This window comes from Streptacidiphilus carbonis, assembly GCF_000787775.1.
Taxonomy (GTDB): domain Bacteria; phylum Actinomycetota; class Actinomycetes; order Streptomycetales; family Streptomycetaceae; genus Streptacidiphilus; species Streptacidiphilus carbonis.
This window is the reverse complement of sequence record NZ_BBPM01000017.1, coordinates 1-26,255: the sequence shown is the minus strand read 5'-3', so window position 1 is coordinate 26,255 and position 26,255 is coordinate 1. Positions and strand designations below refer to the sequence as shown.

At 70.3% G+C, this 26,255-nt stretch carries 24 protein-coding genes, 1 other RNA gene and 1 pseudogene; 19 read left to right on the top strand and 7 right to left on the bottom strand.

Annotated features, from left to right (window positions below):
* The first annotated feature begins 71 nt into the window (after positions 1–71).
* The 3 genes from chsH3 to TR46_RS15670 all read left to right on the top strand — a co-directional run bounded on the left by chsH3 (position 72) and on the right by TR46_RS15670 (position 3,062).
* Positions 72–935: an enoyl-CoA hydratase ChsH3 gene (gene chsH3, locus TR46_RS15680; protein ID WP_042400680.1), complete on the top strand. Its 864-nt coding sequence runs from the start codon at positions 72–74 to the stop codon at positions 933–935.
* Positions 936–1,006: 71 nt separating this feature from the next.
* On the top strand, positions 1,007–2,083 hold the full coding sequence (locus TR46_RS15675) for a Zn-dependent alcohol dehydrogenase (RefSeq protein WP_042400676.1): 1,077 nt from the start codon (positions 1,007–1,009) through the stop codon (positions 2,081–2,083).
* Positions 2,084–2,117: 34 nt separating this feature from the next.
* Complete coding sequence (locus TR46_RS15670; protein ID WP_042400675.1) at positions 2,118–3,062, top strand: 3-oxoacyl-ACP reductase; 945 nt, start codon at positions 2,118–2,120, stop codon at positions 3,060–3,062.
* Positions 3,063–3,122: 60 nt separating this feature from the next.
* Here the strand turns inward: TR46_RS15670 and TR46_RS15665 are convergent, their stop codons facing one another.
* Both TR46_RS15665 and TR46_RS38000 read right to left on the bottom strand, forming a co-directional pair.
* Positions 3,123–3,311 carry a hypothetical protein gene (locus TR46_RS15665; protein WP_042400671.1) on the bottom strand — a complete coding sequence of 63 codons (189 nt, stop codon included), beginning with the start codon at positions 3,309–3,311 and terminating at the stop codon, positions 3,123–3,125.
* Between the two features lie 161 nt (positions 3,312–3,472).
* Positions 3,473–5,650, bottom strand: a complete 2,178-nt coding sequence (locus TR46_RS38000; RefSeq protein ID WP_052432843.1) for an alpha/beta hydrolase family protein — start codon at positions 5,648–5,650, stop codon at positions 3,473–3,475.
* A gap of 248 nt (positions 5,651–5,898) precedes the next feature.
* Here TR46_RS38000 and TR46_RS15655 point away from each other — a divergent pair, with 248 nt between their 5' ends.
* Genes TR46_RS15655 through TR46_RS15645 form a run of 3 tightly spaced genes read left to right on the top strand, consistent with a single transcriptional unit; the run spans position 5,899 to position 8,930 of the window.
* Entirely contained in the window at positions 5,899–6,771 is an 873-nt protein-coding gene (locus TR46_RS15655) for a Nif3-like dinuclear metal center hexameric protein (protein ID WP_042400667.1), read from the top strand.
* Between the two features lie 30 nt (positions 6,772–6,801).
* Positions 6,802–7,545: a zinc ribbon domain-containing protein gene (locus TR46_RS15650; RefSeq protein WP_084718537.1), complete on the top strand. Its 744-nt coding sequence runs from the start codon at positions 6,802–6,804 to the stop codon at positions 7,543–7,545.
* Positions 7,546–7,559: 14 nt separating this feature from the next.
* Positions 7,560–8,930: a bifunctional RNase H/acid phosphatase gene (locus tag TR46_RS15645; protein ID WP_042400660.1), complete on the top strand. Its 1,371-nt coding sequence runs from the start codon at positions 7,560–7,562 to the stop codon at positions 8,928–8,930.
* A 99-nt stretch (positions 8,931–9,029) separates the two neighbouring features.
* On the opposite strand, the gene yaaA is transcribed toward TR46_RS15645, so the two are convergent.
* On the bottom strand, positions 9,030–9,830 hold the full coding sequence (gene yaaA / locus TR46_RS15640; protein ID WP_042400657.1) for a peroxide stress protein YaaA: 801 nt from the start codon (positions 9,828–9,830) through the stop codon (positions 9,030–9,032).
* Between the two features lie 265 nt (positions 9,831–10,095).
* Here yaaA and TR46_RS45550 point away from each other — a divergent pair.
* Together TR46_RS45550 and TR46_RS15630 are read left to right on the top strand one after the other, a co-directional pair.
* Positions 10,096–11,961 (top strand): annotated as a pseudogene (locus TR46_RS45550) (NEW3 domain-containing protein); the annotation flags it as partial.
* Between the two features lie 318 nt (positions 11,962–12,279).
* Positions 12,280–13,725, top strand: coding sequence for an RNB domain-containing ribonuclease (locus TR46_RS15630; RefSeq protein WP_042400653.1), 1,446 nt, complete (start codon positions 12,280–12,282; stop codon positions 13,723–13,725).
* 22 nt (positions 13,726–13,747) lie between these two features.
* Here TR46_RS15630 and TR46_RS15625 read toward each other — a convergent pair whose 3' ends face one another.
* A complete protein-coding gene (locus TR46_RS15625) occupies positions 13,748–14,311 on the bottom strand; it encodes a Uma2 family endonuclease (RefSeq protein ID WP_052432842.1) in 564 nt (187 codons plus the stop codon).
* 431 nt (positions 14,312–14,742) lie between these two features.
* On the opposite strand from TR46_RS15625, the gene TR46_RS15620 reads away from it, so the two are divergent.
* The 8 genes from TR46_RS15620 to TR46_RS15590 all read left to right on the top strand — a co-directional run bounded on the left by TR46_RS15620 (position 14,743) and on the right by TR46_RS15590 (position 21,298).
* Positions 14,743–15,972 (top strand): hypothetical protein, encoded by a 1,230-nt coding sequence (locus tag TR46_RS15620; protein WP_042400650.1) that lies wholly within the window; start codon positions 14,743–14,745, stop codon positions 15,970–15,972.
* Positions 15,956–16,732: an alpha-ketoglutarate-dependent dioxygenase AlkB gene (locus TR46_RS15615; protein ID WP_042400646.1), complete on the top strand. Its 777-nt coding sequence runs from the start codon at positions 15,956–15,958 to the stop codon at positions 16,730–16,732. Before TR46_RS15620 ends, TR46_RS15615 begins: the two co-directional genes overlap by 17 nt.
* Before the next feature lie 61 nt (positions 16,733–16,793).
* Positions 16,794–17,196: RNase P RNA component class A (rnpB, locus tag TR46_RS38015), an RNA gene on the top strand.
* Positions 17,197–17,411: 215 nt separating this feature from the next.
* Positions 17,412–18,116: an antitoxin VbhA family protein gene (locus tag TR46_RS37995; protein WP_161790140.1), complete on the top strand. Its 705-nt coding sequence runs from the start codon at positions 17,412–17,414 to the stop codon at positions 18,114–18,116.
* Positions 18,113–18,682: a Fic/DOC family protein gene (locus tag TR46_RS15605; protein WP_042400643.1), complete on the top strand. Its 570-nt coding sequence runs from the start codon at positions 18,113–18,115 to the stop codon at positions 18,680–18,682. Before TR46_RS37995 ends, TR46_RS15605 begins: the two co-directional genes overlap by 4 nt.
* Positions 18,683–18,872: 190 nt before the next feature.
* Positions 18,873–19,763 carry a PD-(D/E)XK nuclease family protein gene (locus TR46_RS15600; protein ID WP_042400640.1) on the top strand — a complete coding sequence of 297 codons (891 nt, stop codon included), beginning with the start codon at positions 18,873–18,875 and terminating at the stop codon, positions 19,761–19,763.
* Positions 19,706–20,077: a hypothetical protein gene (locus tag TR46_RS15595; RefSeq protein ID WP_042400638.1), complete on the top strand. Its 372-nt coding sequence runs from the start codon at positions 19,706–19,708 to the stop codon at positions 20,075–20,077. Before TR46_RS15600 ends, TR46_RS15595 begins: the two co-directional genes overlap by 58 nt.
* A 306-nt stretch (positions 20,078–20,383) precedes the next feature.
* Complete coding sequence (locus TR46_RS15590) at positions 20,384–21,298, top strand: ribose-phosphate diphosphokinase (RefSeq protein ID WP_042400915.1); 915 nt, start codon at positions 20,384–20,386, stop codon at positions 21,296–21,298.
* Positions 21,299–21,452: 154 nt separating this feature from the next.
* Here the strand turns inward: TR46_RS15590 and TR46_RS41120 are convergent, their stop codons facing one another.
* Together TR46_RS41120 and TR46_RS15580 are read right to left on the bottom strand one after the other, a co-directional pair.
* A complete protein-coding gene (locus TR46_RS41120) occupies positions 21,453–22,043 on the bottom strand; it encodes a hypothetical protein (RefSeq protein ID WP_152626511.1) in 591 nt (196 codons plus the stop codon).
* Positions 22,036–22,515 carry a macro domain-containing protein gene (locus TR46_RS15580; RefSeq protein ID WP_042400633.1) on the bottom strand — a complete coding sequence of 160 codons (480 nt, stop codon included), beginning with the start codon at positions 22,513–22,515 and terminating at the stop codon, positions 22,036–22,038. Before TR46_RS15580 ends, TR46_RS41120 begins: the two co-directional genes overlap by 8 nt.
* A gap of 116 nt (positions 22,516–22,631) precedes the next feature.
* Here TR46_RS15580 and TR46_RS15575 point away from each other — a divergent pair, with 116 nt between their 5' ends.
* Positions 22,632–22,994, top strand: coding sequence for a hypothetical protein (locus TR46_RS15575; RefSeq protein WP_042400631.1), 363 nt, complete (start codon positions 22,632–22,634; stop codon positions 22,992–22,994).
* Positions 22,991–23,830 (top strand): ATP-grasp domain-containing protein, encoded by an 840-nt coding sequence (locus tag TR46_RS15570; RefSeq protein WP_042400628.1) that lies wholly within the window; start codon positions 22,991–22,993, stop codon positions 23,828–23,830. The genes TR46_RS15575 and TR46_RS15570 overlap by 4 nt, the downstream gene beginning before the upstream one ends.
* Positions 23,831–23,924: 94 nt before the next feature.
* Here the strand turns inward: TR46_RS15570 and TR46_RS15565 are convergent, their stop codons facing one another.
* Positions 23,925–25,040 (bottom strand): substrate-binding domain-containing protein, encoded by a 1,116-nt coding sequence (locus tag TR46_RS15565; protein ID WP_042400624.1) that lies wholly within the window; start codon positions 25,038–25,040, stop codon positions 23,925–23,927.
* 176 nt (positions 25,041–25,216) lie between these two features.
* On the opposite strand from TR46_RS15565, the gene TR46_RS15560 reads away from it, so the two are divergent.
* Positions 25,217–26,104, top strand: coding sequence for a sugar phosphate isomerase/epimerase family protein (locus TR46_RS15560; protein WP_042400622.1), 888 nt, complete (start codon positions 25,217–25,219; stop codon positions 26,102–26,104).
* Positions 26,105–26,255: the final 151 nt, after the last annotated feature.

Here is a 26,255-nt window from a genome sequence, read left to right as displayed (position 1 = left end):
GTCCACCAAACAGCAGGACCAAGCAGCCGGACCAAGCAGGAAACAGCAGCAGCAAGAGGAGAGCAGGACAGATGCCCATCGACGCCGTCACGGCACTCGCGGCCCCGCCGCGCACCACCGACCTCGCTTGGGAAGCCAAGGACGTCCTGCTCTACCACCTCGGCGTCGGCGCCGGGGCCCAGCGTCCCGCGATCGACCCGGACGAGCTGCGCTACACCTATGAGAAGGACCTGCAGGTCCTGCCCAGCTTCGTCACCGTCGCCGGCGGCGGCCTGGCCAAGGCGGGGGTGTTCACCCTGCCCGGGCTGGACATCAACCTCGCCAACGTCCTGCACGGCGGCCAGCGGATCGAGCTGCACCGGCCGGTGCCGGTCGAGGGCCGGGCGGTTCTCACCAGCAGCCTCGCCGCGGCCTACGACAAGGGCAAGGCGGCGGTGCTGGTGATGCGCGGCGAGGCCGCCGACGAGCAGGGCCCGCTGTGGACCACCGACACCGAGGTCTTCGTCCGCGGCGAGGGCGGATTCGGCGGCGAACGGGGCGAGAGCAAGCGCATCGCCCTGCCCGAGCGCGCGCCGGAGTGGGAGCGCGAGGCGCCGGTCCGCCACGACCAGGCGCTGCTCTACCGGCTCTCCGGCGACTGGAACCCGCTGCACGCCGACCCGGACTTCGCCAAGCTGGCCGGCTTCGACCGCCCCATCCTGCACGGGCTCTGCTCGTACGGGACCACGCTCAAGGCGGTCGTGGACACCGTCCTCGGCGGCGATGCCAGCCGGGTGCGCAGCTACGGCACCCGCTTCGCCGGCATCTTCTTCCCCGGCGAGACCCTGCGGATCCGGGTCTGGGACGAGGACGGCAAGCGGCTCCTGGTCTCTGCCACCTCGGTGGACCGCGCCGACGCGCCGGTCCTCGCCGACACCGTCATCACCTACAACTGAGCCACCACCGCTCCGTTCGGAGCCACCCACCACCGAGCACCCACCACCGAGCACCCACCAGGGGAGCAGCCATGCGCGCAGCAGTCCTGCACGAGACAGGCCAGGAGAAGCTCGAGGTCCATGACGGGGTCACCCTCCCCGAGGTGGGTCCCGGCAAGGTCAAGGTGCGGTTGCGGGCGGCCAGCCTGTGCCACTCCGACCTGTCCGCGATGAGCGGCGTGCTGCCGCAGCCCGCCCCCTTCGTGCCGGGGCACGAGGGCGCCGGCGAGGTGACCGAGGTCGGCGCGGGCGTCGAAGGGCTGGCCGTGGGCGACCATGTCGTCGTCTGCTGGATGCCGCCCTGCGGCAAGTGCCCCAGCTGCCTCCGCGGCGAGGGCAACCTCTGCCTCGCCGGGTTCGCCAACATGGGCAGCCCCAACTACCACCACGACGGCGCCGACATCTTCGGCTTCTCCGGCACCGGGACGTTCGCCGAGGAGAGCGTGGTCGCGGCCGGATGCGCGGTGAAGCTGCCGGACGACGTGCCGTTCGAGGTCGGCGCGCTGATCGGCTGCGGGGTCACCACCGGGGTGGGCGCGGCGATCCACACCGCCGAGGTCGAGCCGGGGTCCTCGGTGGTGGTCATCGGCTGCGGCGGCGTGGGCATCGCCGCCATCCAGGGCGCCAGGGTCGCCGGTGCGGCGCAGATCGTCGCCGTGGACCCGGTCGCCGCCCGTCGCGAGTGGGCGCTGCGCTTCGGCGCGACCGAGGCGGTGGCCCCGGAGGGGCTGGCCGAGGCACAGCAGCGGCTGACCGGCGGCGAGGGCTTCGACTACGCCTTCGAGGTGGTCGGGAAGTCGGCCACGGTCCGGGCCGCGTACGACGCGGTGCGGCGCGGTGGCGCGCTGGTCGTGGTCGGCGCCGGGGCGATGGACGACATGGCGCAGTTCAACATGTTCGAGCTGTTCTTCAACGAGAAGCGCATCCTTCCCTCCCTCTACGGCGGCACCGACGTGCTCCGCGGCTACCGCACCGTCATCGACCTGTGGCGGGCCGGTCGTCTCGACCTGGAGGGCATGGTGACCCACCACGTCCGGTTGGAGGGGATCAACGACGCGGTGCAGCAGATGCGCAGCGGCGAGGCCCTGCGCACCGTCATCGACCTCTGAGAAAGCCGACCTCTGCAGAAGGAGCTGTCCCGGCATGAGCACTTCTCTCTCCGGCAGGACCGCGATCGTCACCGGCGCGGGCCGGGGCCTCGGCCGCGCCGAGGCGTTGGAACTGGCCAGGCTCGGCGCCAATGTCGTGGTCAACGACTTCGGCGCACCCGGCCGGGACGGCAGCGGCGGGGCCTCGGCCGCGCCGGCGGACGAGACCGTCGCGGAGATCGTCGCCGAGGGCGGCCGGGCGGTGGCCCACTACGGCGACGTCGCCGACCTGGACGCCGCCCGCGCCCTGGTCGACGTGGCCGTGGACACCTACGGGCAGCTCGACATCCTGGTCAACAACGCCGGCATCCTGCGGGACCGGATGGTCTTCTCGATGTCGGAGGAGGAGTGGGACTCGGTCGTCCACGTCCACCTCAAGGGCCACTTCGCGACCACCCGGTTCGCCGCCGCGCACTGGCGCGAGCGCTCCAAGGCGGTGGGCGGGCCGGTGTACGGGCGGATCGTCAACACCTCCTCGGAGGCCTTCGTAGCCGGCTCGGCCGGGCAGCCCAACTATGCGGCGGCCAAGGGCGGGATCGTGGGACTGACTCTCAGCTGCGCCTCGGCGCTGGCTCGCTACGGGGTGACGTCCAATGTGATCTGCCCGCGGGCGCGGACCCGGATGACCGACGATGTGTTCGTCGGCTCGATGGGCGCGCCGGAGCAGGGGCTCGATCCGCTGGCGCCCGAGCATGTGTCGCCGCTGGTCGGGTATCTGGCCTCGCCCGCTGCCGAGCGGGTCAACGGCCAGCTGTTCGTGGTCCACGGCGGGATGGTGGCGGTGCTCGGCCAGCCGCCGGTGCTGGCGAGATTCGACACGGCCAAGGACCTGTTCACCCCGGACGAGCTGGACGGTCTGCTGAGCCCCTTCTACCAGGGTAGGACCCCGGGCGACGGCTATGCCAACCTCGCCGTCCTGGGCCTGCGGCACGGGGGCTGACGGACCGTCGGGCCGGTGCCCGAGCAGTCCTGGCAGCCCCCGGCTGCAGTGGGATGACGGTCAGTCGACCGTCATCCCGTTGTGCAGCACCCGCCGGTGGCGACCGTGGCCGGCCGGTTCGCGCCGGCCCTCCACATCGTCGTCGGCCACCGAGCCGCGGTGCTTCCCTGCGGTGTCGAACCGGTCGTGTGTGTCCCCCGGAGCAGCGTCCAGGCGGTTCTCAGTGATGTCTGTGAGGGCATCTGACATGAGAAGTCGTCTCTCCGTTGTGTGAGCTTCAGTGCCGTTGTGCGTCTTCTATCCCGATCACCCTATGCAATGCGCCCTGTCCAGGTCCCGTCGGCTCGATAACAAAGGGTGCACGATCATTACCGGTCGGTACTCTGCGTCAGGTCGGACGTCATTCGTCGTCAGGTCGGGCGCCCGGTCCGCAGGAAGCCCGCCAGCAGCTCGTGCAGCACCGGCGCGCCGTCCTCGGCCAGTACCTCGTGGCCCGCCCCGGCCGCTTCGACGTAGCGGAAGTCGGCACCCTCCGTGTGCCCCATCCGCAGCAGTTCCTGACGCAGCGTGCGCGATTGCGACACCGGCACCACCTCGTCCCGGTCGCCGTGCACCACCAGCAGCGGCGCGGCCAGCCGGTGGCACACCCGCAGTACGTCCCGGGCGCCGCCGCCGTCCTCCGGCTCGTGCGTGCCGCCGAGACGCCGGGTCAGCGCCTGGACGGCGGGGCCGGCCTCGGCCAGCAGCCGGGGGCCGGAGAGGAACGGGGCGACCACCGCGCAGCGGGCGATCTGCTCGGGCGCGGCGCAGGCGGCGAGCAGGGCCAGGAACGCCCCGTAACTCACCCCGAAGAGTGACGCGGGCTCAAGTCCCAGCGCGGCTCGCTGCCCGCTGATCGAGGACAGCAGCGCCAGTACGTCGTCCAGGTCGGGGCCGCCCCAGGCGTTCTGCAGCGCCTGCGCGTACTCGACGCCGTAGCCGGTGCTGCCGCGCTGGTTGACGGCGACCACGGCCAGGCCCTCGCCGGCCATCCGCTGCAGCGCCGGGTCGAACTCCAGCCGCCAGGCGTCGGCCGGGCCGCCGTGCAGGGCGATCACCAGGTGTTGCGCCGTCAGCCAGGTGTCGCCCCCGTAGACCACGGCCTCCATCGGACCGGCCGCCCCGGCCAGTTCCACCGTACGGGCACCGTGCCAGCGGCCGCCGTCGCCCGGTGCGGCGCTGCCGTCGAGCCGCCACCCGGACGGCGCGGAACGCAGCGCGGCCTCCCGGCGGGCCTGCGGCGTCGGCAGTATCCGGATCACACTGCCCATCCCGGCGGCGCCGCCCTGCAGCGGGGCCAGCCGCAGCGGCATCGTCGGCACCGGCTCCTCGGCCTCGGGCGGACCCTCCAGCAGCCGGTCCACCTGCACGGTGGCGATCCCGGCCGGATGGTCGGGGGAGGAGTACGGCAGCCGCAGCCCCGACGCGGACCAGTGGCCCACCCCGCCGAGCCGCCCGGCCGGCACCGGCAGCGTCTCCAGCCGTCCCGAGTCCGGCTGCCATGTGGCCAGCGTGGATCCGGCGCCCCAGTCGCCCTGCACCGCCACCCGTTGCCCGCTCGCGGGGACCCCGGGCCCGGCCGGCTCGATGGCGATCGGGCGCAGGAACTCCCTGGTCCGGTGCAGGCAGTCGGGGAAGCGCAGCGGCTGGTCGCCGCCGAGGACGCCCCAGCCGAGCCGGTCCTGCCCGGGGGCGTCGCTGCGCACCAGGATCAGCCCGCTCTCCGGGTCGGCCGCGACCAGCCGGTCGTTGCTGCGCGGGGTCAACTCCAGGAAGGGGCTGACCGTACCCGTCGCCAGGTCCAGCACCACCGTCTTCACCGCGGGCGCGGCGGCGCCCCCGGCACCCCCGGCAGCTCCCGCGGCCCCGGTACCCCCCGCGCTGCCCGGCACCAGGTGGTCCAGGGCCAGCATCCGTCCGCCCCGGTCCAGCCACACCCCGCCGCCCGACATCCCCGGGAACTCGGCGACCTGCTGCGGCTGCACGCCGCCGTCCGCGCTGACCAGCCAGACCGAGGTCACCGCGCGGCTGTCGGTGCCCAGCGCCACCGCGACCGGTCCGCCGGGGCCCGGCGCCGGCATCGCCATCAGCCGCAGCCCCGGGATCCGCAGGGTACCGACGAAGGTCTCCCGCACCGAGGCGGGGGTGCGCACCACCAGGTCGTGCTGCTGGTCGCCGTGGCGACGGCAGATCAGCACCCGGCCGTCCGGCAGCGAGACCAGCTGCGAACGCAGGCTCTCCGGTACCGCGCCGGGCGCCTGGGGGAGCGCGACCGGTATGGCCTCGCCCGGCGCTCCTTCGCTGTCGGGAACGCCGAGTCCGCCGACGATGAGGCCGCCGACCACCTGCTCCCGACCCGTCCCGGCCGCTCCGGGCCCGTCTCCCCGGTCCAGCCGCCAGCTCTCCACATACCAGCCGCCCTCGCCGGACGAGGCCATGCAGGCCGCATAGCCGCCGTCGGCCGAGAAGGTGAAGCCGACCCGGCGCAGCGCCGGAGCCGCACGGGTGTGCGGAAAGGCGCCGACGAGGGTGAGAGGTGTCGCAGTCATGGGAGGTCACCAACCAGGTGTCATGGGGGTGGGACCCGAGCGGCTCCCAGCCGCAGGCCCGCAGCCGGGACCAACCGAGCGTTGCCGCCCCCGCCGCACCACAGACGCTACTTACGCCACCCCCGGCACCCGAACGGATCGATGCCCCTTCACTCATAAGGGTGAGCGAGGCCTTGCCCGAATCCCCGGCGGCGGTCAGCTCCCGGACGGCGAACAGTGCTTGGCAGGCCTGCGTGTAATCTCGACGGGTGCCGATCCTTTCCGACGTCCTCCGCGTGTTCGACGAGCTCTACCCGCCCGCCAGGGCGGAGTCCTGGGACGCGGTCGGGCTGGTCTGCGGAGACCCGGACGCCGAGGTGGGCCGGGTGCTGTTCGCCGTGGACCCGGTCGCCGCCGTGGTCGACGAGGCCCTGGAGTGGGGCGCCGACCTGCTGGTCACCCACCATCCGCTGTATCTGCGCGGAGTCACCTCGGTCGCCGCCACCGGCTTCAAGGGCCGGGTCGTGCACAAGCTGATCAAGCACGGTGTCGGGCTGCTCACCGCCCACACCAACGCCGACTCCGCCGACCCGGGCGTCTCCGACGCGCTGGCCGAGGCGGTCGGCCTGCGGGTCACCGGGCCGCTGATCCCCGACCCGACCGACCCGGCGGGCCGCCGGGGCACCGGCCGGATCGGCGAACTGCCCGGGCCAGAGCCCCTCGCCGCCTTCGCCGCCCGGGTCGCCGCCGGACTCCCCGCCACCGTGCAGGGCGTCCGCACCGCGGGCGACCCCGACGCCCCGGTGCACCGGGTCGCCGTCTGCGGCGGCTCCGGCGACTCCTTCTTCGACGCGGTCCGCGCGGCCGGCGTCGACGCCTACCTCACCGCCGACCTGCGGCACCACCCCGTCTCCGAGGCCCGCGAAGCAAGCCCGCTGGCCCTGCTGGACGCCGCCCACTGGGCCACCGAGTGGCCCTGGCTGCGCAGCGCCGAACGCGAGCTGCTGGCCGCCGCCGACAAGCACGGCTGGAGCCTCAGCACCCGGGTGTCCACGCAGGTCACCGACGCCTGGACGCTGCACACCCCGATGCCGGCCGCCGCCGAACAGCCCGGCGGTCGCACAGCCCCGCAAACCCCCTGACCGACCGACGCACCACCCGAGGAGCACCCCCTGAACGCCGCGCCCGCCGACCAGATCCGCCTGCTCGACCTGCAGGCCCTCGACTCCCGCCTGGACCAGCTCGCCCACCGCTCCCGCACGCTGCCCGAGCACGCCGACATCCAGCAGCGCAGCGGCGACCTGACCGAGCTGCGCTCGCTCACCGTCGCCGCCGAGACCCAGCTCAGCGACACCCAGCGCGAGCTGGTCAAGGCCGAGCAGGACGTCGACCAGGTCCGCACCCGCGCCGCCCGCAACCAGCAGCGGATGGACTCCGGCTCGGTCGGCTCCGCCAAGGACCTCGCCAACCTGCAGCACGAGGTCGGCGCGCTGGCCAAGCGCCAGAGCGACCTCGAGGACGTCGTCCTGGAGATCATGGAGCGGCTGGAGACCGGGCAGGCCCGGGTCTCCGAGATGACCGCCCGCCGCGACGACGCCCAGCACAGCCTGGCCGAGGCCGAGTCCCGCCGGGACGCCGCGCAGGCCGAGATCGACGCGGAGGCCGAGAAGGTCACCCGGGAGCGCGCCGCCATCGCCGCCGTCATCCCCGCCGACCTGCTGAAGCTCTACACCCGCCTGCGCGACACCCAGGGCGGCACCGGCGCGGCCCGCCTCTACCAGCGCCGCTGCGAGGGCTGCCGGGTCGAGTTCGCCACCGCCGACCTGCGCACCATCCGCGCCGCCGCGCCGGACGAGGTGGTCCGCTGCGAGAACTGCAGCCGCATCCTGATCCGCACCTCCGACTCCGGCCTCTAGGCGGTCCGGCGGCCGTGGCGTCCACCCGACGGTTCATCATCGAGGCCGACGGCGGTTCCCGGGGCAACCCGGGACCGGCCGGCTACGGCGCGGCCGTGCGTGACGGCGACACCGGCGAACTGCTCGCCGAGGCCGCCGAGTACATCGGCGTGGCCACCAACAACGTCGCCGAGTACCGCGGCCTGATCGCGGGGCTGCGGGCCGCCCACGCCCTCGACCCGGAGGCGGCGGTCGAGGTCCGGATGGACTCCAAGCTGGTGGTCGAGCAGATGTCGGGCCGCTGGAAGATCAAGCACCCGGACATGCAGCCGCTGGCCGCCGAGGCCCGCGCGATCTTCCCGCGCGGCCGCGTCGGCTACCACTGGATGCCCCGCGCCCAGAACAAGCACGCGGACCGCCTCGCCAACGAGGCCATGGACGCGGGGCGTGCCGGACGCCAGTGGACCGCCAAGCCCCGCGCGAGCGCGGCAGCCGCCCCGTCCGCTGCTCCCGCACCGACGACGAACCCCGGCGCACCGGCCGCTTCGGCGGCATCGACGGCGGACCCGGCCGCACCGGCCGCTTCGGCGGCACCGACGGCGGACCCGGGCGCCCCGCTTGCGGCGACGGCACCGACTCCTTTCGCGACCGCCGTCCCCGTTGCAGTGACAACTACCGCCGCGACCTCCACCGCCCCGCCGCAGGGCCCGCAACAGCAGCCACTGCCCATCGCCCTGCCGGAGGCTCCGGCCCCCACGGTCGGCTGGGGCGCTGCGCCGGACCTGGGCACCCCCACCACCCTGGTGCTGCTGCGCCACGGCGAAACCGCGCTCACCCCCGAGAAGCGCTTCTCCGGCAGCGGCGGGACCGACCCCGAGCTGTCCGAACGCGGCTGCGTCCAGGCCGACTTGGTGGCCGCGGCCCTCGCCGCCCGCGGCACCGTCCAGGCGATCGTCAGCTCACCGCTGCTCCGCTGCCGGCAGACCGCGCAGGCCGCGGCGGACCGGCTCGGCCTGGACGTACGCATCGAGGAGGGTCTGCGGGAGACCGACTTCGGCGCCTTCGAGGGCCTGACCTTCGCCGAGGCCAAACAGCGCTTCCCGGCCGAACTGGACGCCTGGCTGGCCTCCCCCGACACCGCACCCCCGAACGGCGAGAGCTTCACCACCGTCACCTCCCGCGTTGCCGTCGCCCGCGACAAGCTCCTGGCCAGGTACGCGGGCCGAACCGTCCTCGTCGTCTCCCACGTCACCCCGGTCAAGACCCTGGTACGCCTCGCGCTGGGTGCCCCACCGGAGTCGCTCTACCGAATGGAACTCTCGGCCGCGTCGTTCTCAGCCGTCCAGTACTACGCGGACGGCAACGCGTCCCTACGCCTCCTCAACGACACGGCACACCTGCGCTGACTTCCCCGCAGCGGTCCACTCGCGGCACCGCAGGGGCGCGGGGAACTGCGCGACAAACCACGCACACGCCGCAGCCGAAAAACAAGCAGAAGCGCCGCCCTACAGCTCACTGACCACGACGTCCAGCGTCCAGGCCTTCCCGCCAGCCGGCGCCCCCGCTTCCACCGTGTACTTCAACTCCCGCAAAACCTCGACGAGTTCCGCAGGCGACCCCGGCTCCGCCGCCGACTCCAACAGCTCCCTGACGATCCGTCCCTTCGTCGCCTTGTTGAAGTGGCTGACCACCGATCGCTTCAACACACCCCCCACCTCCCGCTCGTGCAGCACCCGCACCGTGGCCGTCCGTCCGGCGACCTCCCCCTGGGGACGCCAGAGCGCCGCATACGCCGAGGACCGCAGGTCCAGCACCAGCCCGCCCCCGGCGGCCCGCGGCATCGCCCCCGCCGTCTCCCTGCGCCAGTAGGTGCCGAGCGCCCCCAGCGGCGGCAGCTTCACCCCGCCCGAGCAGCGGTACGGCGGAATCCGGTCGCTGAGCCGGACCGGGCCCCACAGCCCCGAGAACACCAGCAGCGACCGCTCCGCCCGCGCGTACGCCTCCGGACTGAGCGTCGACAGCTCCAACGCGTCATAGAGCACGCCCGTGTAGAGCTCGCCGGCCGGCAGCGTCGGCGCTGTCCGCAGCACCGCGTTGCGCGCGATCTCGCCCCGCAGCCCCGGGCTCAGCCCGAGCACCTCCGCCGCACGGTCCTCGTCGCCGCCGGGGGAGCAGAGTGCGACCAGCGCATCCAGTACGCGCACCCGCGCCGGTCCGAGCTCCGGCAGGACGAGGCCGTCCAGTGCCACGGGCGCCCCCGATCCGGTGGCGGCCTTTCCCTCGGACGGCGGCAACAGCACCAGCACGGCAGTACCCCTCGGTGACGCGACAGATCTAGAACAGCTCCCGCGTCACTGTAGGGCCTGATGCCGCCAGGGCGAATCCAAACCAATCCACCATGCTTTGGGCTCATATCATGTAAGCCTGTGTTTGATATTGACGTTTGCTGTGCGTTTTGCTTGTCTTGGTCAGGCCCTGCGCAGGGAGCACAGCAAAAGCACCAGCACAGCAACAGCACAGCACTGCCGAACCACCCTGTCCCGTTCCACCCACTCGGATACAGGAGAAGGCATGCGCAAGACCTGGGCCGCGCTCGTCGCGGCCGTGCTCACCTCGGCGTCCCTCGCCGCCGTCCCGCTCAGCGCCACCCCCGCCGCCGCCCTCGACAACGGCCTGGCGCTCACCCCGCCGATGGGCTGGAACGACTGGAACGCCTTCGGCTGCAACGTCAGCGAGCAACTGGTCGAGCAGACCGCCGACAAGATCGTCAGCAGCGGTCTGGCCGCCGCCGGCTACCAGTACGTCAACATCGACGACTGCTGGCTCACCCACAGCCGCGACGCCGGCGGCAACCTGGTCCCCGACCCGGTGAAGTTCCCCGACGGCATCAAGGGCGTCGCCGACTACGTCCACTCCAAAGGCCTCAAGCTGGGCATCTACGAGACCGCGGGCACCCTCACCTGCGCCGGGTACCCGGGCAGCCTCGGGCACGAGCAGCAGGACGCCAACTCCTTTGCCGCCTGGGACGTCGACTACCTCAAGTACGACAACTGCAACAACCAGGGCGTGCCGGCCCAGACCCGCTACCAGGCCATGGGCGACGCTCTGGCGAAGACCGGCCGTCCCATCGTCTACAGCCTCTGCAGCTGGGGCAACGACGACGTGGCCAGTTGGGGCGGCTCGGTCGGCAACCTCTGGCGGACCACCGGGGACATCAACGCCTCGTACGGCTCGATGCTCTCGATCTTCCACCAGAACGTCGGCCTCAGCGCCGGCGCCAAACCCGGCGCATGGAACGACCCCGACATGCTGGAGGTCGGCAACGGGATGACGCCGACCGAGGACCGGTCCGAGTTCTCGCTCTGGGCCGAGATGGCCGCCCCGCTGATCTCGGGCACCGATCTCCGTACCGCGAGCGCCGGCACCCTGTCGATCTACGCCAACAAGGACGTCATCGCGGTCGACCAGGACAGCCTGGGCAAGCAGGCCACCGAGGTCTCCTCGGCCGGCGGCCTGGACGTCCTCGCCAAGCCGCTCGCCGACGGCAGTGTCGCGGTCACCCTGTTCAACGAGAACAGCACCGCGGCCACCATCTCCACCACGGCCGTCGCGGTGGGCCTCGGCAGCGCCAAGGCCTACACCCTGCACGACCTGTGGTCGAAGACCACGACCACGACCAACGGCGTGATCAGCGCCGCCGTCCCGGCTCACGGCACGGTGATGTACCGGGTCGCCGGCACGTCCAAGCCCAAGCTGTACCCGCCGCAGCTGACCCTGAGCAGCGTGGTGCCGCAGCAGGCGGCCGGCCAGTCCACCACCGTCAACACCACGTTCGTCAACAACGGGGCCGAGGCCGTCACCAACGTCAGGGTCGGCCTGAAGGCCCCCAGCGGATGGACCGTCAAAGCGCTGACGGCGACCAAGGCGGACCGGGTCGCGGTCGGCCACGAGGTCCTGGCCGCCTTCAAGGTGACGGCCCCGGCCTCGCTGCCGGCCCCGATCGCCTCGTACGACCTGATCGCCACCGCAGCGGCAGGCTGGAGCGGCGGCACCGAGAAGGTGACCACCACCTCCTCGGCGGTCATCGCCTCGCCGGTGCAGGCGCCCTGGAAGACCTACACCGACACCACCGCGCTCTTCGGCCAGCAGGGCGCCAACCTGGCGATCGACGGCGCGGGCGCCGACGTCTACGGCAGCACCGACCAGTACAGCACCATCTACCAGCAGGGCGCCGAGCACGACGGCTCGACCACAGTCGTCAAGATCACCGCGCAGGCCGACACCAACGCCTGGGCCAAGGCCGGCATCATGATCCGCAACGACATCACCAAGCCGGCGAGCTCGCCCGGCTACGCCATCCTGGCCGAGGCCCCCGGCAAGGGCTACGTCCTGCAGTGGGACAGCAACGGCGACGGACAGTTGGACAGCAACAGCGCCCCCAGCGACAGCGGCAGCGGCACCGCCGTCTATCCCAGCTGGCTCAAGCTGGTCCGCTCCGGCTCCGCCGTAACCGGCTACTACTCCACCGACGGCACCAGTTGGACCCAGGTCGGCACCGCCACCCTGCCCGGCATCGCCGCCACCCAGGACGTGGGCGTCTTCACCACCTCCCACAGCGACGGCACCAGCGGCGAGTCCGACTTCACCGGCTTCAGCCAGAACTGACGCCGCCTCACCGAAGGAGCAATCAGCAATCCATGACCGGGCCGGGGACGTTGAGGGGCGTCCCCGGCCCCACCCTCGTAGGCTGCAGCCATGCCTCGCCGCCATCTCAACCTGCGCACCGCAGGCACCGCCCGGATCGACAGCGAACTCGCCGAGCTCCGGGCGAGGATGGAGATCCCGGGCGGCTGGCCGCCGGCGGTACTGGCAGAGGTCGAGCAGGCCGTGCGGACGCCCAGCCTTCCGGCCGAGGACGCCACCACCCTGCCCCTCTTCACGGTCGACCCGCCCGAGTCGCGCGACCTCGACCAGGCCATGCACCTGGAGCGGCGCGGCCACGGCTTCCGGGTCCACTACGCCATCGCCGACGTCGGCGCCTTCGTCCACCCCGGCGGCGCGATCGACACCGAGGCCCGCCGCCGGGTGGAGACCCTGTACTTCCCCGACATGCGCGTCCCGCTGCACCCGCCCCAGCTCTCCGAGGGCGCGGCCAGCCTGCTCCCGGGCCAGGACGTGCCCGCCCTGCTCTGGCAACTCGACCTGGACGCGGACGGCGTACTGCTCGTCGCGGACCTGCGCCGCGCGCTGGTCCGCAGCCGGCGCAAGCTCGACTACGCGGGCGTGCAGCGGGCCATCGACGCCGGCCCGGCGGACGAGGCGCTCGCCCTGCTGGGTGTCGTCGGGCCGCTGCGCGAGGCCCGCGAGCAGGACCGCGGCGGTATCAGCCTCCCCGTCCCCGAGCAGGAGATCGAGCCGGTGGACGGCGGCTACCAGCTCAGCTACCGGGCACCCCGTCCGGCCGACGCCTGGAACGCGCAGATCTCCCTGCTCACCGGCATGGCCGGGGCCGAGATGATGCTGGACGCGGGCGTCGGCCTGCTCCGGACCCTCCCGGCGGCGCCGCAGAGCGCCCACGACCGGCTCCGCCTGGTCGCCGCCGCCCTGGGCGTGGACTGGCCCGACGGTCTCCCGTACGCGCAGCTGATCCGCTCGCTCACTCCCGCCCTCCCGGCCCACGCCGCCTTCCTCAACGAGTGCACCGGCCTGCTCCGCGGCGCTTCCTACACCGCCTTCGACGGCACCCTGCCGTCCGACCCCGGCCACGCGGCCGTCGCCGCCCCGTACGCGCACTGCACCGCACCGCTGCGCCGGCTCGCGGACCGCTTCGCGGGCGAGGTCTGCGTGGCGGTGGCGGCGGGCGAACCGGTCCCGGCGTGGGTGCGGGCGGCGCTGCCGGAGATCCCCAGGCTGATGGAGACCGGCGACCGCCGCGCCCACGAGGTCGAACGCGCCAGCGTCGACCTCGTCGAGACCGAACTGCTGTGCGGCCGCGAGGGCGAGACCTTCGACGGCGTGGTCATCGACGTGGACGAGAGGAAGCACCGCACCGGCACCGTCCAACTCCGCGAACCAGCCGTCCGCGCCCGCCTCACCGACGACCGCCCCGACGCGGCCCCGCTCCCACTCGGCAACCCCCTCCGCGTCCGCCTCACCACCGCCGACCCCGCCACCCGCACCATCCGCTTCGCCCCGGCGTGAATGCATTCCGGGGTGCGGGTTCTCAGCCGATGCGCGGCCAATCGGAGGTGTCGAGCACAAACTCGGTGCCGTCCGCGGTGAACCTCACCGTCTCGCCGAACGGGTAGGTCTCGGGTTCCGGGTACACCCCGTTCTCCGGCCCGGTGAACAGCGTGCAGAGGCCCTTGTACGGGTCGGCGATGAGGTAGGCCTCGATCCCGGCGACCGCGTACTCCTGCACCTTGATCCCGTAGGCCTTCTCGCCGAGATCACCCGAGACGACCTCGATCGCGGCTGCGATATCGCTTCGCGGCAGCGGCCTGGCGGTCCTGGAGGCACTGCTCCGCAGGATCGACACATCGGGGCAGAAGCCGCTCCGGGTGTGGGGGAACGGACTCAGTACGTCCGAGATGGCCCGCCAGCGCGGCAGCCCGGCAGCCATGGCGGCAACTTGCCCAGCCAGGATGATTTCGCTGTGCACACGCCCCTGAGGTGACAAGACGATCTCCCCGCGTACCAGTTCGGACTTGAAACCAGGGGGAGCTTCGAAGTTCTCGAGAATGTCGAGCAGTTCCTCGTAGGTGAACACCTCGTGCGCAACCATCATGTGACTACTCCTCCCCGACGTCGCCGGTTCCCGAGCGCGTGGCGGTCACAACCGACTTTATCGCCCAACGAGACGACTTCGCCGAAGTCACGGGGGTGGGCGCCCTGCTTCGACCCCGCTAGCCATCGTCCACACGGAGGGTGAGCCGGCGGGCGATCGCGTTGCACCCTGGCTGGGTCTGCCGGGCGGTGGAGGCGGGCGAGCCGGTTCCTGCAGTGGGTGCGGCCGGCGCCGCCGGAGATCCGTTCGGCAGTGTGGGGCCTCAGCAGCCCGTTGCCCGCTTTCGAGCCTCATGAGAGCATCGGCAGGGTTCAACGGACGGGCAGAGAGTACCGTCCGGAAGTCCACGCAAGTAGGTCAAACGGACTGGCAAGCCGCCTGGTTGGCTCTGCGGGTTCGTGCATTGGGGCGCGAATGGCAGATACGGTTTGATGGGCACAGCAGAGCCGGCGGAAGCCGGCATCGTGGACGCGAGCAACATCCTGGTTGCGCCTTCACCGCTGCAGAACCATGACTTGGTCAGAGACTTTTTCGGGTCCACGGTCACGCCGGAAGACCTTGCATCCGGATCACTCGACCTCGCACAGAAGACCGTCTACCTGTGTGGCGACGTATCCGGGATCAGCGGCCGCCGGTTGGATGCGGCGGCCCGGGTATTCGTTGTGCGGGGGCTGTCACACGGTTACCAAGAGGACGACCGCCGCGCTTGGGCTCTGGTGGACCTCGGCCGGGTGCCCGTCCGCGTACACGGCGCCGGCGTGTACTACCGTCGCTTTTTCGACCTCGACGCCGATCACTTCGGACGGATCAGTGCGGAGCACGAGTTCCAGTCCCTGACGGAGTCCACCAAGCCCGGAACGGCCCACCGCAGCGGGATCTATCTGACGCCCGTCACGCAAACCGGTGACGAACTGCATTTCCGCCTGCTCCGGTGCTCCACGAATCTATCGGGGCCGACCGAGACCTTCCGCCCGACGGACGCGTCCATCGTCGAGGCTCTGAACCGCGAGGCCGCGGCCGTCTTTCAGAACCATGCGCCGCTGAATCACGTTCTCGCTCAGATCTACCACAACACCCTCGCCACGGCCGAGCGCAAGCAGTCCAAGGCCAAGATCTCGTCCCATGCCGACAAGACCAAGGACATGCCCGTCAACGGCATCATGGCCTTCTGCACCTTCTACGACGGGCTCGACAAACTGCAGCCTCTGGCCGAAGACGCCTTCGACTACGGCGTAAAGGGCACCAGCGGACTGACCAAACTCCACTTTCGCCTCAAGGATCCGTCCGAAGCAGGCGACGGCGTCGCGCTCCCTGTGCAGTTCGCCATCACGCTCTACCCCGGCTCCGTGTTCTTCATGCCGCTGTCGACCAACCGCCTGTATACCCACGAAATCCGGCCCTCAGCGCTGGACGCCGAGTTGCTCCCGACCCGTCTCGGCTACGTGGTGCGTTGTTCGAATGCCGAAGCCGTTCACAAGAACGGCCACACGTTCCTCAAAATGGCCGGCGATCTGGCGAAGCTGGAGCCACCCACACAGGCCGGCATGGACAGCCTGCGCAGGCTGTACGCCGAGGAGAACAGGACCTCGTCCTTCATCGACTACGGCGAAGAACTGCTCTTCAGCATGAATACTGGAGACTACGTTGCCCCCCGAGTCTAGGATCTCGGACGAGATCCTTTCGTATGCCCTGCCAATCGAGGGGAACCTCTTTGCGGAGCTGTCGAATTCGGCTCGTCTGGAGGACGTGGGCAAAGGCCGGCGCGGCGCCGTGCTGACCAGGCTCGACGAGGCGGGCGGTGTTCCTCTCGTACGTACAACTACTCGGTACGGCAGCCCGGCGCAGTGTTTCAGTACGGTGCATGAACGGCTGGCACAGCAGATCCAAGGCTGTGCGGCGCTTTCCGTCGGCTTCAACAACGCCCTCATCGAGTGCTACACAAACGCTTACACAACCATGGGCAGCCATTCCGACCAAGCCCTTGATCTGGCTGACGAGTCGTTTATCGCCGTCTTCTCCTGTTACGAGCACCCCGAACTGGGGCCGCCGAGGAAGCTTATCTTCGAATCAAAGGGGTCGGATGGTGAAACGTTTGAGATCCCTCTCACTCACAACACTGTCATCGCCTTCTCCGTCAAATCGAATCGGCGACTCAAGCACAAGATCGTGCTGGACGCGCGCATCCGTCCGGCGGACAACCAGTGGATGGGCCTGACGTTTCGAACCTCAAAGACCTTCGTCCGCTTTCGCGACGGACAGGCGTACCTCCCGCAGGGCGCGCGCCTCATGCCGGCCGACGATGAGCAGAAGCGTGAGTTCTACCAACTCCGACGCCGCGAGAACAATGAAACGGACTTCATCTATCCCCCGCTGACCTACACCGTCAGCGAGAGCGATCTCATGCCGCCCGTCCGACCTTGAACACAACCGATCACGGGGCCGGCGCCCTCCCGGGAGCCGCTACCATGGTCCACACGGCGGACGAGCCGGCCGGGCGGTCGCGTTGCACCCTTCACGGGGTGTGCCGAGGAACGTCCGGGCTCCACACGGCAGGGTGGTGGGTAACGCCCACCCGGGGTGACCCGCGGGAAAGTGCCACAGAAAACAGACCGCCGGCGGCTTCGGCCGCCGGTAAGGGTGAAACGGTGGTGTAAGAGACCACCAGTGCCCAGGGTGACCTGGGCAGCTAGGTAAACCCCACCTGGAGCAAGGTCAAGATGGAGCGCCGCGAGGCGCTCCGCGCAGGCGTTCGAGGGTTGCCCGCCCGAGCCTGCGGGTAGACCGCTGGAGGCTGTCGGCAACGGCAGCCGTAGATGGATGACCGCCTCCGCGCGGGCCGCAAGGCCCCCGCGAGACAAAACCCGGCGTACAGGCCGACTCGTCCGCTGTATTCCCTCTGGTGTGCGCATTGCGCCCCGTAGGTGCTGAGCGATCCGGTGTGGACACAGTCTTGTTGTGTCGCGCGAGGCGCCCCTTCGGCCACCCGCAGCTGCCAGCCAGTCACTATAGGTAGTTTCACATATTGCACTTGGCTCACTTGTTTCATATGATTGCGGATGACGACGGTTAGCCAGTGAAGCCGGGGACGCATCCAATGCCTGTGACCCACCAGGAGCAAAAGCCAATCAAGCAGAAGCGGCAACCCAACGGCGAGACAGTAGGCATCGCCCACGAGCCTCAGACGTCACGCGCCAAGAAGAAGACGCGGAAGCGCCCCGCAGAGGACTTGCTGCCGCTACGCGGGCCCCAGGTGCAGCGCGCCCGGAAGGAGCAGCGCAAACGCACCACGGAGGAGGCCGTTCCGTGCCTGCGTGACGCACTCACCAGCAGCGCGGAGACGTTCCACGTCACCGTCGCCGAGGCGGGCAAGGTCACCATGGAGGTGCCGCGTGAGGCCCTGGCGGTCCTCGTGGAGACCATGGCGCTCATTGCCTCCGGTCGTGCGGTCGAGGTGATCGCCAAGAGCATGGAACTGTCAACCATCCAGGCAGCAAAGACTCTGGGTGTTTCCCGGCCGCACCTGGTCAAGCTGCTCGATAAGGGCGTGATCGAGTTCCGCAGAGTCGGCACTCATCGCCGCGTGGACGTCGCATCTCTGGAGGAATACCAGCGGCGCGAACAGAACGAGCAGGCCCAGCGCCGTCGCGCGGCTGTTGCCTCAGCCGTCCGCTCCACCGAGGTGGAGGGACTGCGGGTCAGCGCGGACACCACCGCCGACCTGAACGCCTACGCCCGCGGCGAGCTCGATGCCGCAGCTCTGCGTGCCCGCGCTCTCGCCCGCCATACCCGCGAGGCTGCTGAGTGACCGACCCCTACGTCGAGCCCAACGGCACCTTCCGCAACAAGCTCGGCATCACGGACCCAGCTGTGCTGGCCGAAGCCGAGGCGGATCTGGCCGTCGTAGAACTCGCGATCCTGGACGCCGAGCCCCTGCCCGGCGGCTACGACCTCGCCCACTTACAGGCGTTCCACCGCCAGATCTTCGGCTGCGTGTATCCCTGGGCTGGGGAACTGCGGACCGTAGAGATCTCCAAAGGCACATCGTTCTGCCCGTCGATCAACATCGTCCCATTCGCAGAGGACGTGTTCCACCGGCTCGCCGACAACCACCACCTACGCGGCCTGGACCGCCCGGGTTTCGTCAGAGCCCTGGCCGACCTCTGCGGCGACGTGAACGCTATTCACCCATTCCGGGAAGGCAACGGTCGCACCCAGCGCGCCTTCCTCGCCCAACTCTCCCGCGACGCTGGTTACACCGTCTCCTGGCAGGACATGGACCAAGAGGAGAACATCGCCGCATCTGTGGCCAGCTTCAACGCGAACAACGATCTACTGGAGAAGATGCTCAACGGTCTGGTCCGCCTGGCCTGAGTGCCGACCGCGCGAGAGGCAGAGGCGCTCCGGATCGGTCCGGGATGCCGGTGCTGCACCGGACTCGGCGGATGCTCACGGCCGGCCGACAACCAACACCGTTCTGGACACGGCGTGGACACGACCGTCTGCAGACTGTCAGACCTCCGTGATTCACTCCTCCCGACGACAACGGGGGGAGTTGACGACGATGACCAACACCGGCAGGCCCGACTGGGCTTCTGTGCAAGCCGAGTTGGACGAGCTGACCACGGCGGGAGGCTGGTTCCTCGGGCCCAGCACGGTACTGGGCATCCTGGAGTGGGGCCACCTGGAGGTCTCCCACCAGCGAATGATCGCCTGGCTGCTGAACCCGCAAGGCCCGCACGATCTGGGGTCATCGGTCCTGGACGGACTGCTTGCCAGCGTCGACCAGTCCTCATCCCGCCTCCGCACTCCAGGCCGGATCACTGTCCAGACGGAGGTCGTACGTGCCAAGTCCCGCGCCGACATCCTCGTCACGACGCCGGACCTGACCCTGGTCATAGAGCTGAAGATCCACGCCAAGGAGGGCGACCGGCAGACCTCACGCCTCGCGGACGACTACGCGGCTGCCGTACATACCGGCAAGCAGCTGGCCCTCCTCTACCTGACGCTCGACCACGACGAGCCCACAGACCCGCGCTTCACACCAATCGGCCTGACCGACTTCGCGCACGTGCTGCGCCGCGCGCTCACCGCCGCCCCGCCGGCGAGCACGCCCCAGGCCGTTCGCGGACGGCGCAGTGCCGAGGACTACCTGGACACCATCGAGAGGATGATCGGCATGGCACCACCGACCTGGCCGCGGCCCGCATCGGGTTCCAGTTCAGCGCACATCTCCAGGCAGCCCACCAGGCTGCATGCTCCGTCCTGGAACTGCTCCCGGCTGCCGTCGCCACTGCTCTGGCCGAACGCACCGACACCGCCCCCGAGAAACTGCTCGTCGTTGGCCCGTTCCCCTACCAGGCCGAGGGACAGAAGGCACCATATGACGAGATCGGCGTGCTGCTGGCTCGGCCGCACTGGATCGAGCCCGACAGCGGCCTGCGGGCCGGCGTAGGCCTTGGCCAGCGGAAGAAGCCGGACCCCTTCGATCTGCACCGCCGCCCATACCTGGGTATCCGGGTCGAAGGGCCTGAGGCGGCCTTCGACCACTTCCTGACGCAGTGTCCGAAGTGGGAGAAGGGGTCCTGGGATTGGTGGCCGCGCTGGGAGTTGCTCGAACTCGACTGTCCCGCCGAGGCTCCCCGCCTGCTCGAAGCCTTCGCCCAACGCGCCGCTGACCGCGTCCTCGACCTCTTCCACCAGTACGCCCAGCTCGTGGAGGACTCCTTGGCCGCTGCCCAGACGCCCGGGGCCTCCAAGGTGGGTTGAGATCCTGGCGAAGGCCGTTGGTCATGGCCAACCAGCGAGCGTCGTCGCCTGCATCGGATCAATCGTGGCCGTACAGAGTGACGCGTATGCCTTCAGTCGTGGGCGGCGGTCGGTGTCGAGCAGCTTCGCGACGGGCCGCTCAGCTCTGACGTCGGGCTTGGGCTCGTGGCCGCGGTGATGGATCGCGTCGATGTGCGCGCACCCTGTGCAGGTGTGATCGAACTCCGTGGCGCACGCGTAACTTGGGGGCAGCGGGGAATCCTGATCACCTCACATCGCTTGGGCGAGGACGGGGGCGGCATGGTGATTCAGGACATGGCGGTGTTCGGCGGGAGGGCCCATCCAGAGCTGACGAAGGAGATCTGCGCGGAGCTCGGGCTGGCGCCGAGCCAGGTCACGCTGACTCGGTTCGCCAACGACTGTCTGCAGGTGCAACTGGACCAGGACTGTCGCGAACGCGATGTGTACCTCGTGCAGCCGCTGACGGCACCGGTGCAGGAGCACCTGGTCGAGTTGCTGTTGATGAGCGACGCCGCGCGGGCCGCGTCCGCGGCGAGGATTACGGCGGTCGTACCGCACTATTCCTATGCGCGCTCGGACAAGCGCGACGGGCCGCAGATCTCACTCGGCGGGCGGTTGGTGGCGGACTTGCTGAAGACCGCCGGAGTCGAGCACGTGCTGACCATGACCCTCCACTCGCCACAGGTGAACGGGTTCTTCTCGATGCCGGTGGACAATCTCAACGCGCTGCGGGAATTCGCGGGTCACTTGCGGCGGTACGACCTCTCGCAGACCACCGTCGTCTCGCCGGACCTCGGCAATGCCAAGGAGGCCGATGCCTTCGCGCGAATGCTTGAGGCCGAGGTGGCCTTCGGGGTCAAGCAGCGGTTCGCCGACGGACGGGTCAGCATCAGTCATGTCATCGGCCCCGTCGCCGGCCGCGACGCCATCGTGCTGGACGACGAGATAGCCAAGGGCAGCACCGTGCTCGAACTCCTGGACAGGCTGCGCGAACTGGGACCCCGCTCCATCAGGGTGGCCTGCACTCACGGCCTGTTCTCCAACGGCTCGCTGCAGACGCTGGCAGAGCAGGAGGACGTGTTGGAGATCGTCTGCACCAACACCGTGCCGCTGCCCGCCGGGCCCGTGCCCGACAAGCTGCGAGTGCTCTCCGTCGCACCCGCATTCGCCAGGGCGATGGCCCGCATCCACCGCGGTTGAGGATGGCCGACAGAGTGGCGACAGCTGTCGGCGGCTGAGGCTAGGGCATGGAGCGTGATGCACTGGTCGGTGCTGAAGCCGACGAGGCGTGGCCACGGATGGAGGCCGACCGCTTTGGTGGACAGATGATGACGCGGTGGCCGTCTTCCAACTCTCAGGCATCTCCGCAGTACTGCAGGATGCGTTCGATGTCCCAGATGTGATGGTGACCGTCGTGGGCGTTGTTGCGCGCGACATCTTCGGCACGCTGGGCTCCGCGGGTGGCATGCCACAGGACAACCCCCGCTTCGAGGGCGGCAGTTACCGACGCAACCCAGGCATCGACGGCATGCTCCAGAGACCAGAGAGCCGCCGCGGGAGCGATCTCGTTGTAGTGACGGGCTTCTGCGACGAGGTCTTGGTCATAGCCGGGAACGTCAACCGCCCCGGACAACCGGGCACCCGCGAGCCGTTCCGCCCAGTTTCGGAGATTGTCGGTCACGTGGCTGACGTAGGCCGCGGCCGTCCACGCCAGATCCGGGTGCCCCTCGAAGCCCGTCCGCCCGACCAGGAGCGCGCGGATTCGAGCTGGTAAGCCCTCTACGGTGAGGATCGCCTCCTGCGGAGTCAGCGACCAGCCGAAGTCGCAATCATCACATGGATCTCCATACAGACCTGCGCCCCACTTCTCCATGGGTTTCAACGTTACCCAGACCCATGCGAGGTGGTCAGCATCGGTGGTGTTGCCGGAGCCGAGTTCACTCATGGTCGTACACGGTGACGGGTACGCCTTGGTCGCTCAGTCGGGTGCGGACAAGGGGTTCGACCAACTCCCAGCGGCCGCCGGCGAGGCCGCAGCCGATTCGGGGCATGTGGACGGAGGCGTTCAGTTCGAGGACCTGTTCGGCGAGTGAGGCCAGTGCGGTGTCGATGGCCTCGTAGCGGACGGGGACGCCTTTGCTGCCGGTGCGGGTGCCGTGTTGGCCGATCATGTTGGCGATCCACAGCAGGCGGTCGACCTGGACCAGTTGCACGGCGCCGAGACCGAAGGCGTTGGTGGCGCGTTCCCGGTGCCAGCGGCGGTAGGCCTTCTCGGGCTCGGGCCAGCGGCGGGAGAGGGCCAGGACGAAGCCCTTGCCCCAGCCGCCCTGGTCGTTGCAGACATGGGCGATCACCTTCGGGCCCTTGCCCAGCGGTGTGGTCGCGTCGCCCCGGACGTACTCGATCGCCGTAGCCATGATCCGGACGGTAGCGGGTGGCACTGACATCCGGCGCGGGGATATCCGCTGGCTGGGGACCGGGCGTGCCGCATACGGTGGGCAGCCGACCAGGTGGGAATGTGCAGGAGAGTGCGATGAGCGAGACAGTGCCGACGACGACTTTGTGGCGTCCGACCGGTCCGGAGGAGCTCGCGCTGGTCGAGGCGTCGGGTCGGCGCGCCTGGCCGCCGCGGTTGCCGGAACAGCCGATCTTCTACCCGGTGATGAACGAGGACTATGCGATTCGGATCGCCCGGGACTGGAACGTTCCTGCCTCCGGCGTCGGTTTCGTGACGCGCTTCAAGGTCGACTCCGGATTCCTCGCTCGCTACCCCGTCCGTCAGGCCGGCGGGGAGTCGATCCTGGAGCTCTGGGTGCCGGCCGAGGAGTTGGACGAGTTCAACCGACACATCGTTGGCCTCATCGAGGTCGTCCACGAGTTTCGACCGCAGCTGTGAACGCCATCACGCCTGCTCTGCTGCTGGCGCCGCAGCAGAGCAGTACGTCGCAGCTCCTGGCGGAGGCGGCCAAGCGGCGCGGCTTGGACGTGGTGGTGCTGGATGGTCCTGCGGTCCTCGGGTCTATGGCGGGTCGTCAGGTTCACTGGTACGGCGGGCCGCTCGCGGCCGATCGGGTCACGGGCCGTCTGGATCTGGCGTTGTTGGAGCCGGCCGATGACTGGCTCGCTCGCCTGGAGCGTGAATTCACCGGTCGTTGGATCGAGTCGACCACGCTTTCGGAGGCGTGGGCGTTGCACCGTCCGATGTTCGTGAAGCCGCCCAGCGACAAGCAGTTCCCGGCCGCCGTTTACGCCGACGGTGCTCGCCTGCCCAGGCAAGGTGAGCGCATCGGCCCCGACACAGCGGTCCTTGTGTCCGACGTAGTGACCTTTGCCGTCGAGTACCGGCTGTTCATCCTCGACAGGAGGGTCGTCGCCGGCAGCCGCTATGCCCGCTATGGACGTCTCGATACCCGCCCTCTCGGCGGCGACCCGCACGAAGCCGCGGTGCGGGCCTTCGCCCAGCGGTTGCTGGAGGCTGTGGGCCACTCGCTGCCCAGCGGCGTGGCTGTCGACGTCGGCCTTATTCAGGACCCCGACAACGGAGAGGAGCAGTGGGCGGTCGTCGAAGCCAACATGCCGTGGTTCGCCCACAGCTATGCCGCCACCCCCGACGCGTTCCTGGACGTCGTCCTGCGCGCGACCGGACCGCGAAGCGCGGTCGACAGGTTCGACAGGCGCTTCGTGCGGGAGTCGCCGGCTACGGCCGATCCTGTGCTGGACCGACCGATCTGAGTGTGGCTTGGTCGGCTGGGCGGGGCAGGCACTGTGGGCCGCGTTGACGGCCAGGCCGCTCAGTGCATGTCCGGTTACGCCAAGTACCTCCCGCTCAGCGGGGGTTGCCGCGAGCGCCGCAGGAGGCTCGGATGTGGAGTTCGGGGAGCAGTTCCACGTGGCGGTGCTCTGCCGCCTCGGCCGGGGCTGTGAGTTGACGTTGCAGCAGGTGGACTGCGGTCTCACCTACGGCTCGCTTGGGGGGTGCGACGGCGGTCAGTGGGATGTCGGCCAGTGCTGCCAGTTCGTCGTCGTAGGCGACCAGGGCGAGGTCACGGGGGACGTCCATACCGCGTGCCTGGAGCCGTTGCACCAGCATGATCGCGTCGACGTCGCTGTGCACCAGCACCGCGTCGACGCGGCCCTGATCGGCTTCCTCGGTCAACCGGTCCAGCGCGGCGGCCTCGAACCCCTCGCTCCGGGTGGCGCGGAAGACCAGGGTGTTCCCGGCCGGGTCGAGGTCCGCGCCGGGATCCTTGCCGGGGGCGGGCAGGCCCAGGCTGTGCAGGGTGGACCGGTAACCGGCCCGCAGGTGGAAGGCGGTGGGGCTGTCGCGGACCGCGAGGGCGATCCTGCGGTGTCCCTGCCCGGCCAGGTGGCGCACTGCCAGGGCGGCGCCGTGGGCGTGGTCGGAGCCGACCCGGTCCAGCTCACCGGCCGCGGTCCCGGGCGCGGCGCGCCGCTCCACCAGCACGGTCGGCACTCCCAGGCCCATGACCCGCGCCTCCTCGTCGGGCCGTGCCACGCCGCTCGCCCAGGCGGGCGTCAGCAGCAGGCCGTTGACGCCGGCCCGCAGCAGCCGTTCGATCTGACGGTGGTCCTCCTCCGCGCCGTAGTCCGAGATGCCGAGGACCAGCCGCCCGCCCAGGGCCGCGCTCGCCGCCTGCGCACCTCGGATGATCTCGCCGAAGTAGTAGGCCGCGGCCGGGACGACCATGCCGATGAGCGGGCCGACGAGCGGGCCGGTACCGGCGCGGGCCGCCGGCTCGGGCCAGGACACCACACCGTGCTGTCGTCGCAGGTCGCCGCGCTCGGCCAGGGTCTCCACGTCGCGGCGCACCGTCACCGGCGAGACGCGCAGCTCCGCCGCGAGCGCGGCGACGCGCAGACTGCCCCGCTGCCGGACGATTCGCAGGATCCGGGCATGGCGCTCCTCCACCTGCATGCGCATGCCATATCCCCTCGCAGGTCGATCGGTCGGCGACATCCCGGCTGATCCTACTGCAGGAAATCTGCGTTTGAACGTATTGAGATCGTTTGATCGAACGCTCTTGACGGCTTTCGGTTGACTCCGTAGATTCAGGAATCGCCCCCGTCATCGCTCTCCCCTGCCGTGCGAGGACCCCTGTGACCAGATTCGCCTTCTCGACCCTGGGCCTGCCCGGACTGCCGCTGCAGACAGTCCTGGACCTCGCCGAGACCCACGGCTACCAGGGGGTGGAACTGCGCTGCGAGCTGGACGAGCCGGTGCGCCTGGACCTCGACCGCGCCGAACGTGCCGTACTGGCTCGGGACTTCGCCCGGGCCCGGGTGATCCCGCTGGCTGTCGCCTCCCGCGTGCGGATCACCGCGCCCGGGGAGGACGCCCCGGTACTGGCCGCGCTGCGCCGCCACATCTGGCTCGCCGCCGACATCGGTGCCCCGTTCGTCCGCGTCCTGCCGGGAGCGGGCGACGGTCAAGGTCGCTCTCCTGGTGGCCGGTCTTCTGTCGCCTTGGCCGGCAGCGCCTCGACCGTCGCCGACCTGGACGCCGCCGATCGGCGGGCCGCCCGCCGGCTCGCCGCAGTCACCTCCCTCGCCCAGACCTGCGGCGTCCGTCTGCTGCTGGAGACCGAGGGGTCGCACCGGTCGGCCGCCGCCGCGACACGGCTGGCCGCCGGCGTGGACTCGCCCGCTGTCGGTGTGCTCTGGGACATGATGAACACCCACCTGGCGGGGGACTCGCCCCGCACCGCCGCCGACCTGCTTGCACCGTTCCTCGGTTACGCCCGGGTCAAGGACGTGGACGGCTCCGACCTCGCCCCCGCCCCGCTGGGCGAGGGCGGCCTGCCGGTCGGCGAAGGGGTACGCCACATGGTCGTCGGTGGCCAACAGGGCTGGCTGGTCTGGGGGTGCGAACCCGGGCGACAGGGCGAGCAGGCCGCACCCTTCCCGTTGCTGCTGGCCCAGGGTCGGGCCTGGCTGGAGACCGCGGTGCGCGAAGCCGTCCTGGCCCAGTTCGCGCGGGCCGGCTGAGCGGGGTTCCGCCGCCGGGCCGCGCCGGGCCGCGCTGGGCCGGTACGAAAAGGCCCGGCGGAGGAAGCCCACGGCAGTGCGCCAGCCTCAGTGGCCTTGGCGACCTCAGCGGCCTCAGTGGCTGATGATCTGGAGCACCGGCGGATTGGCA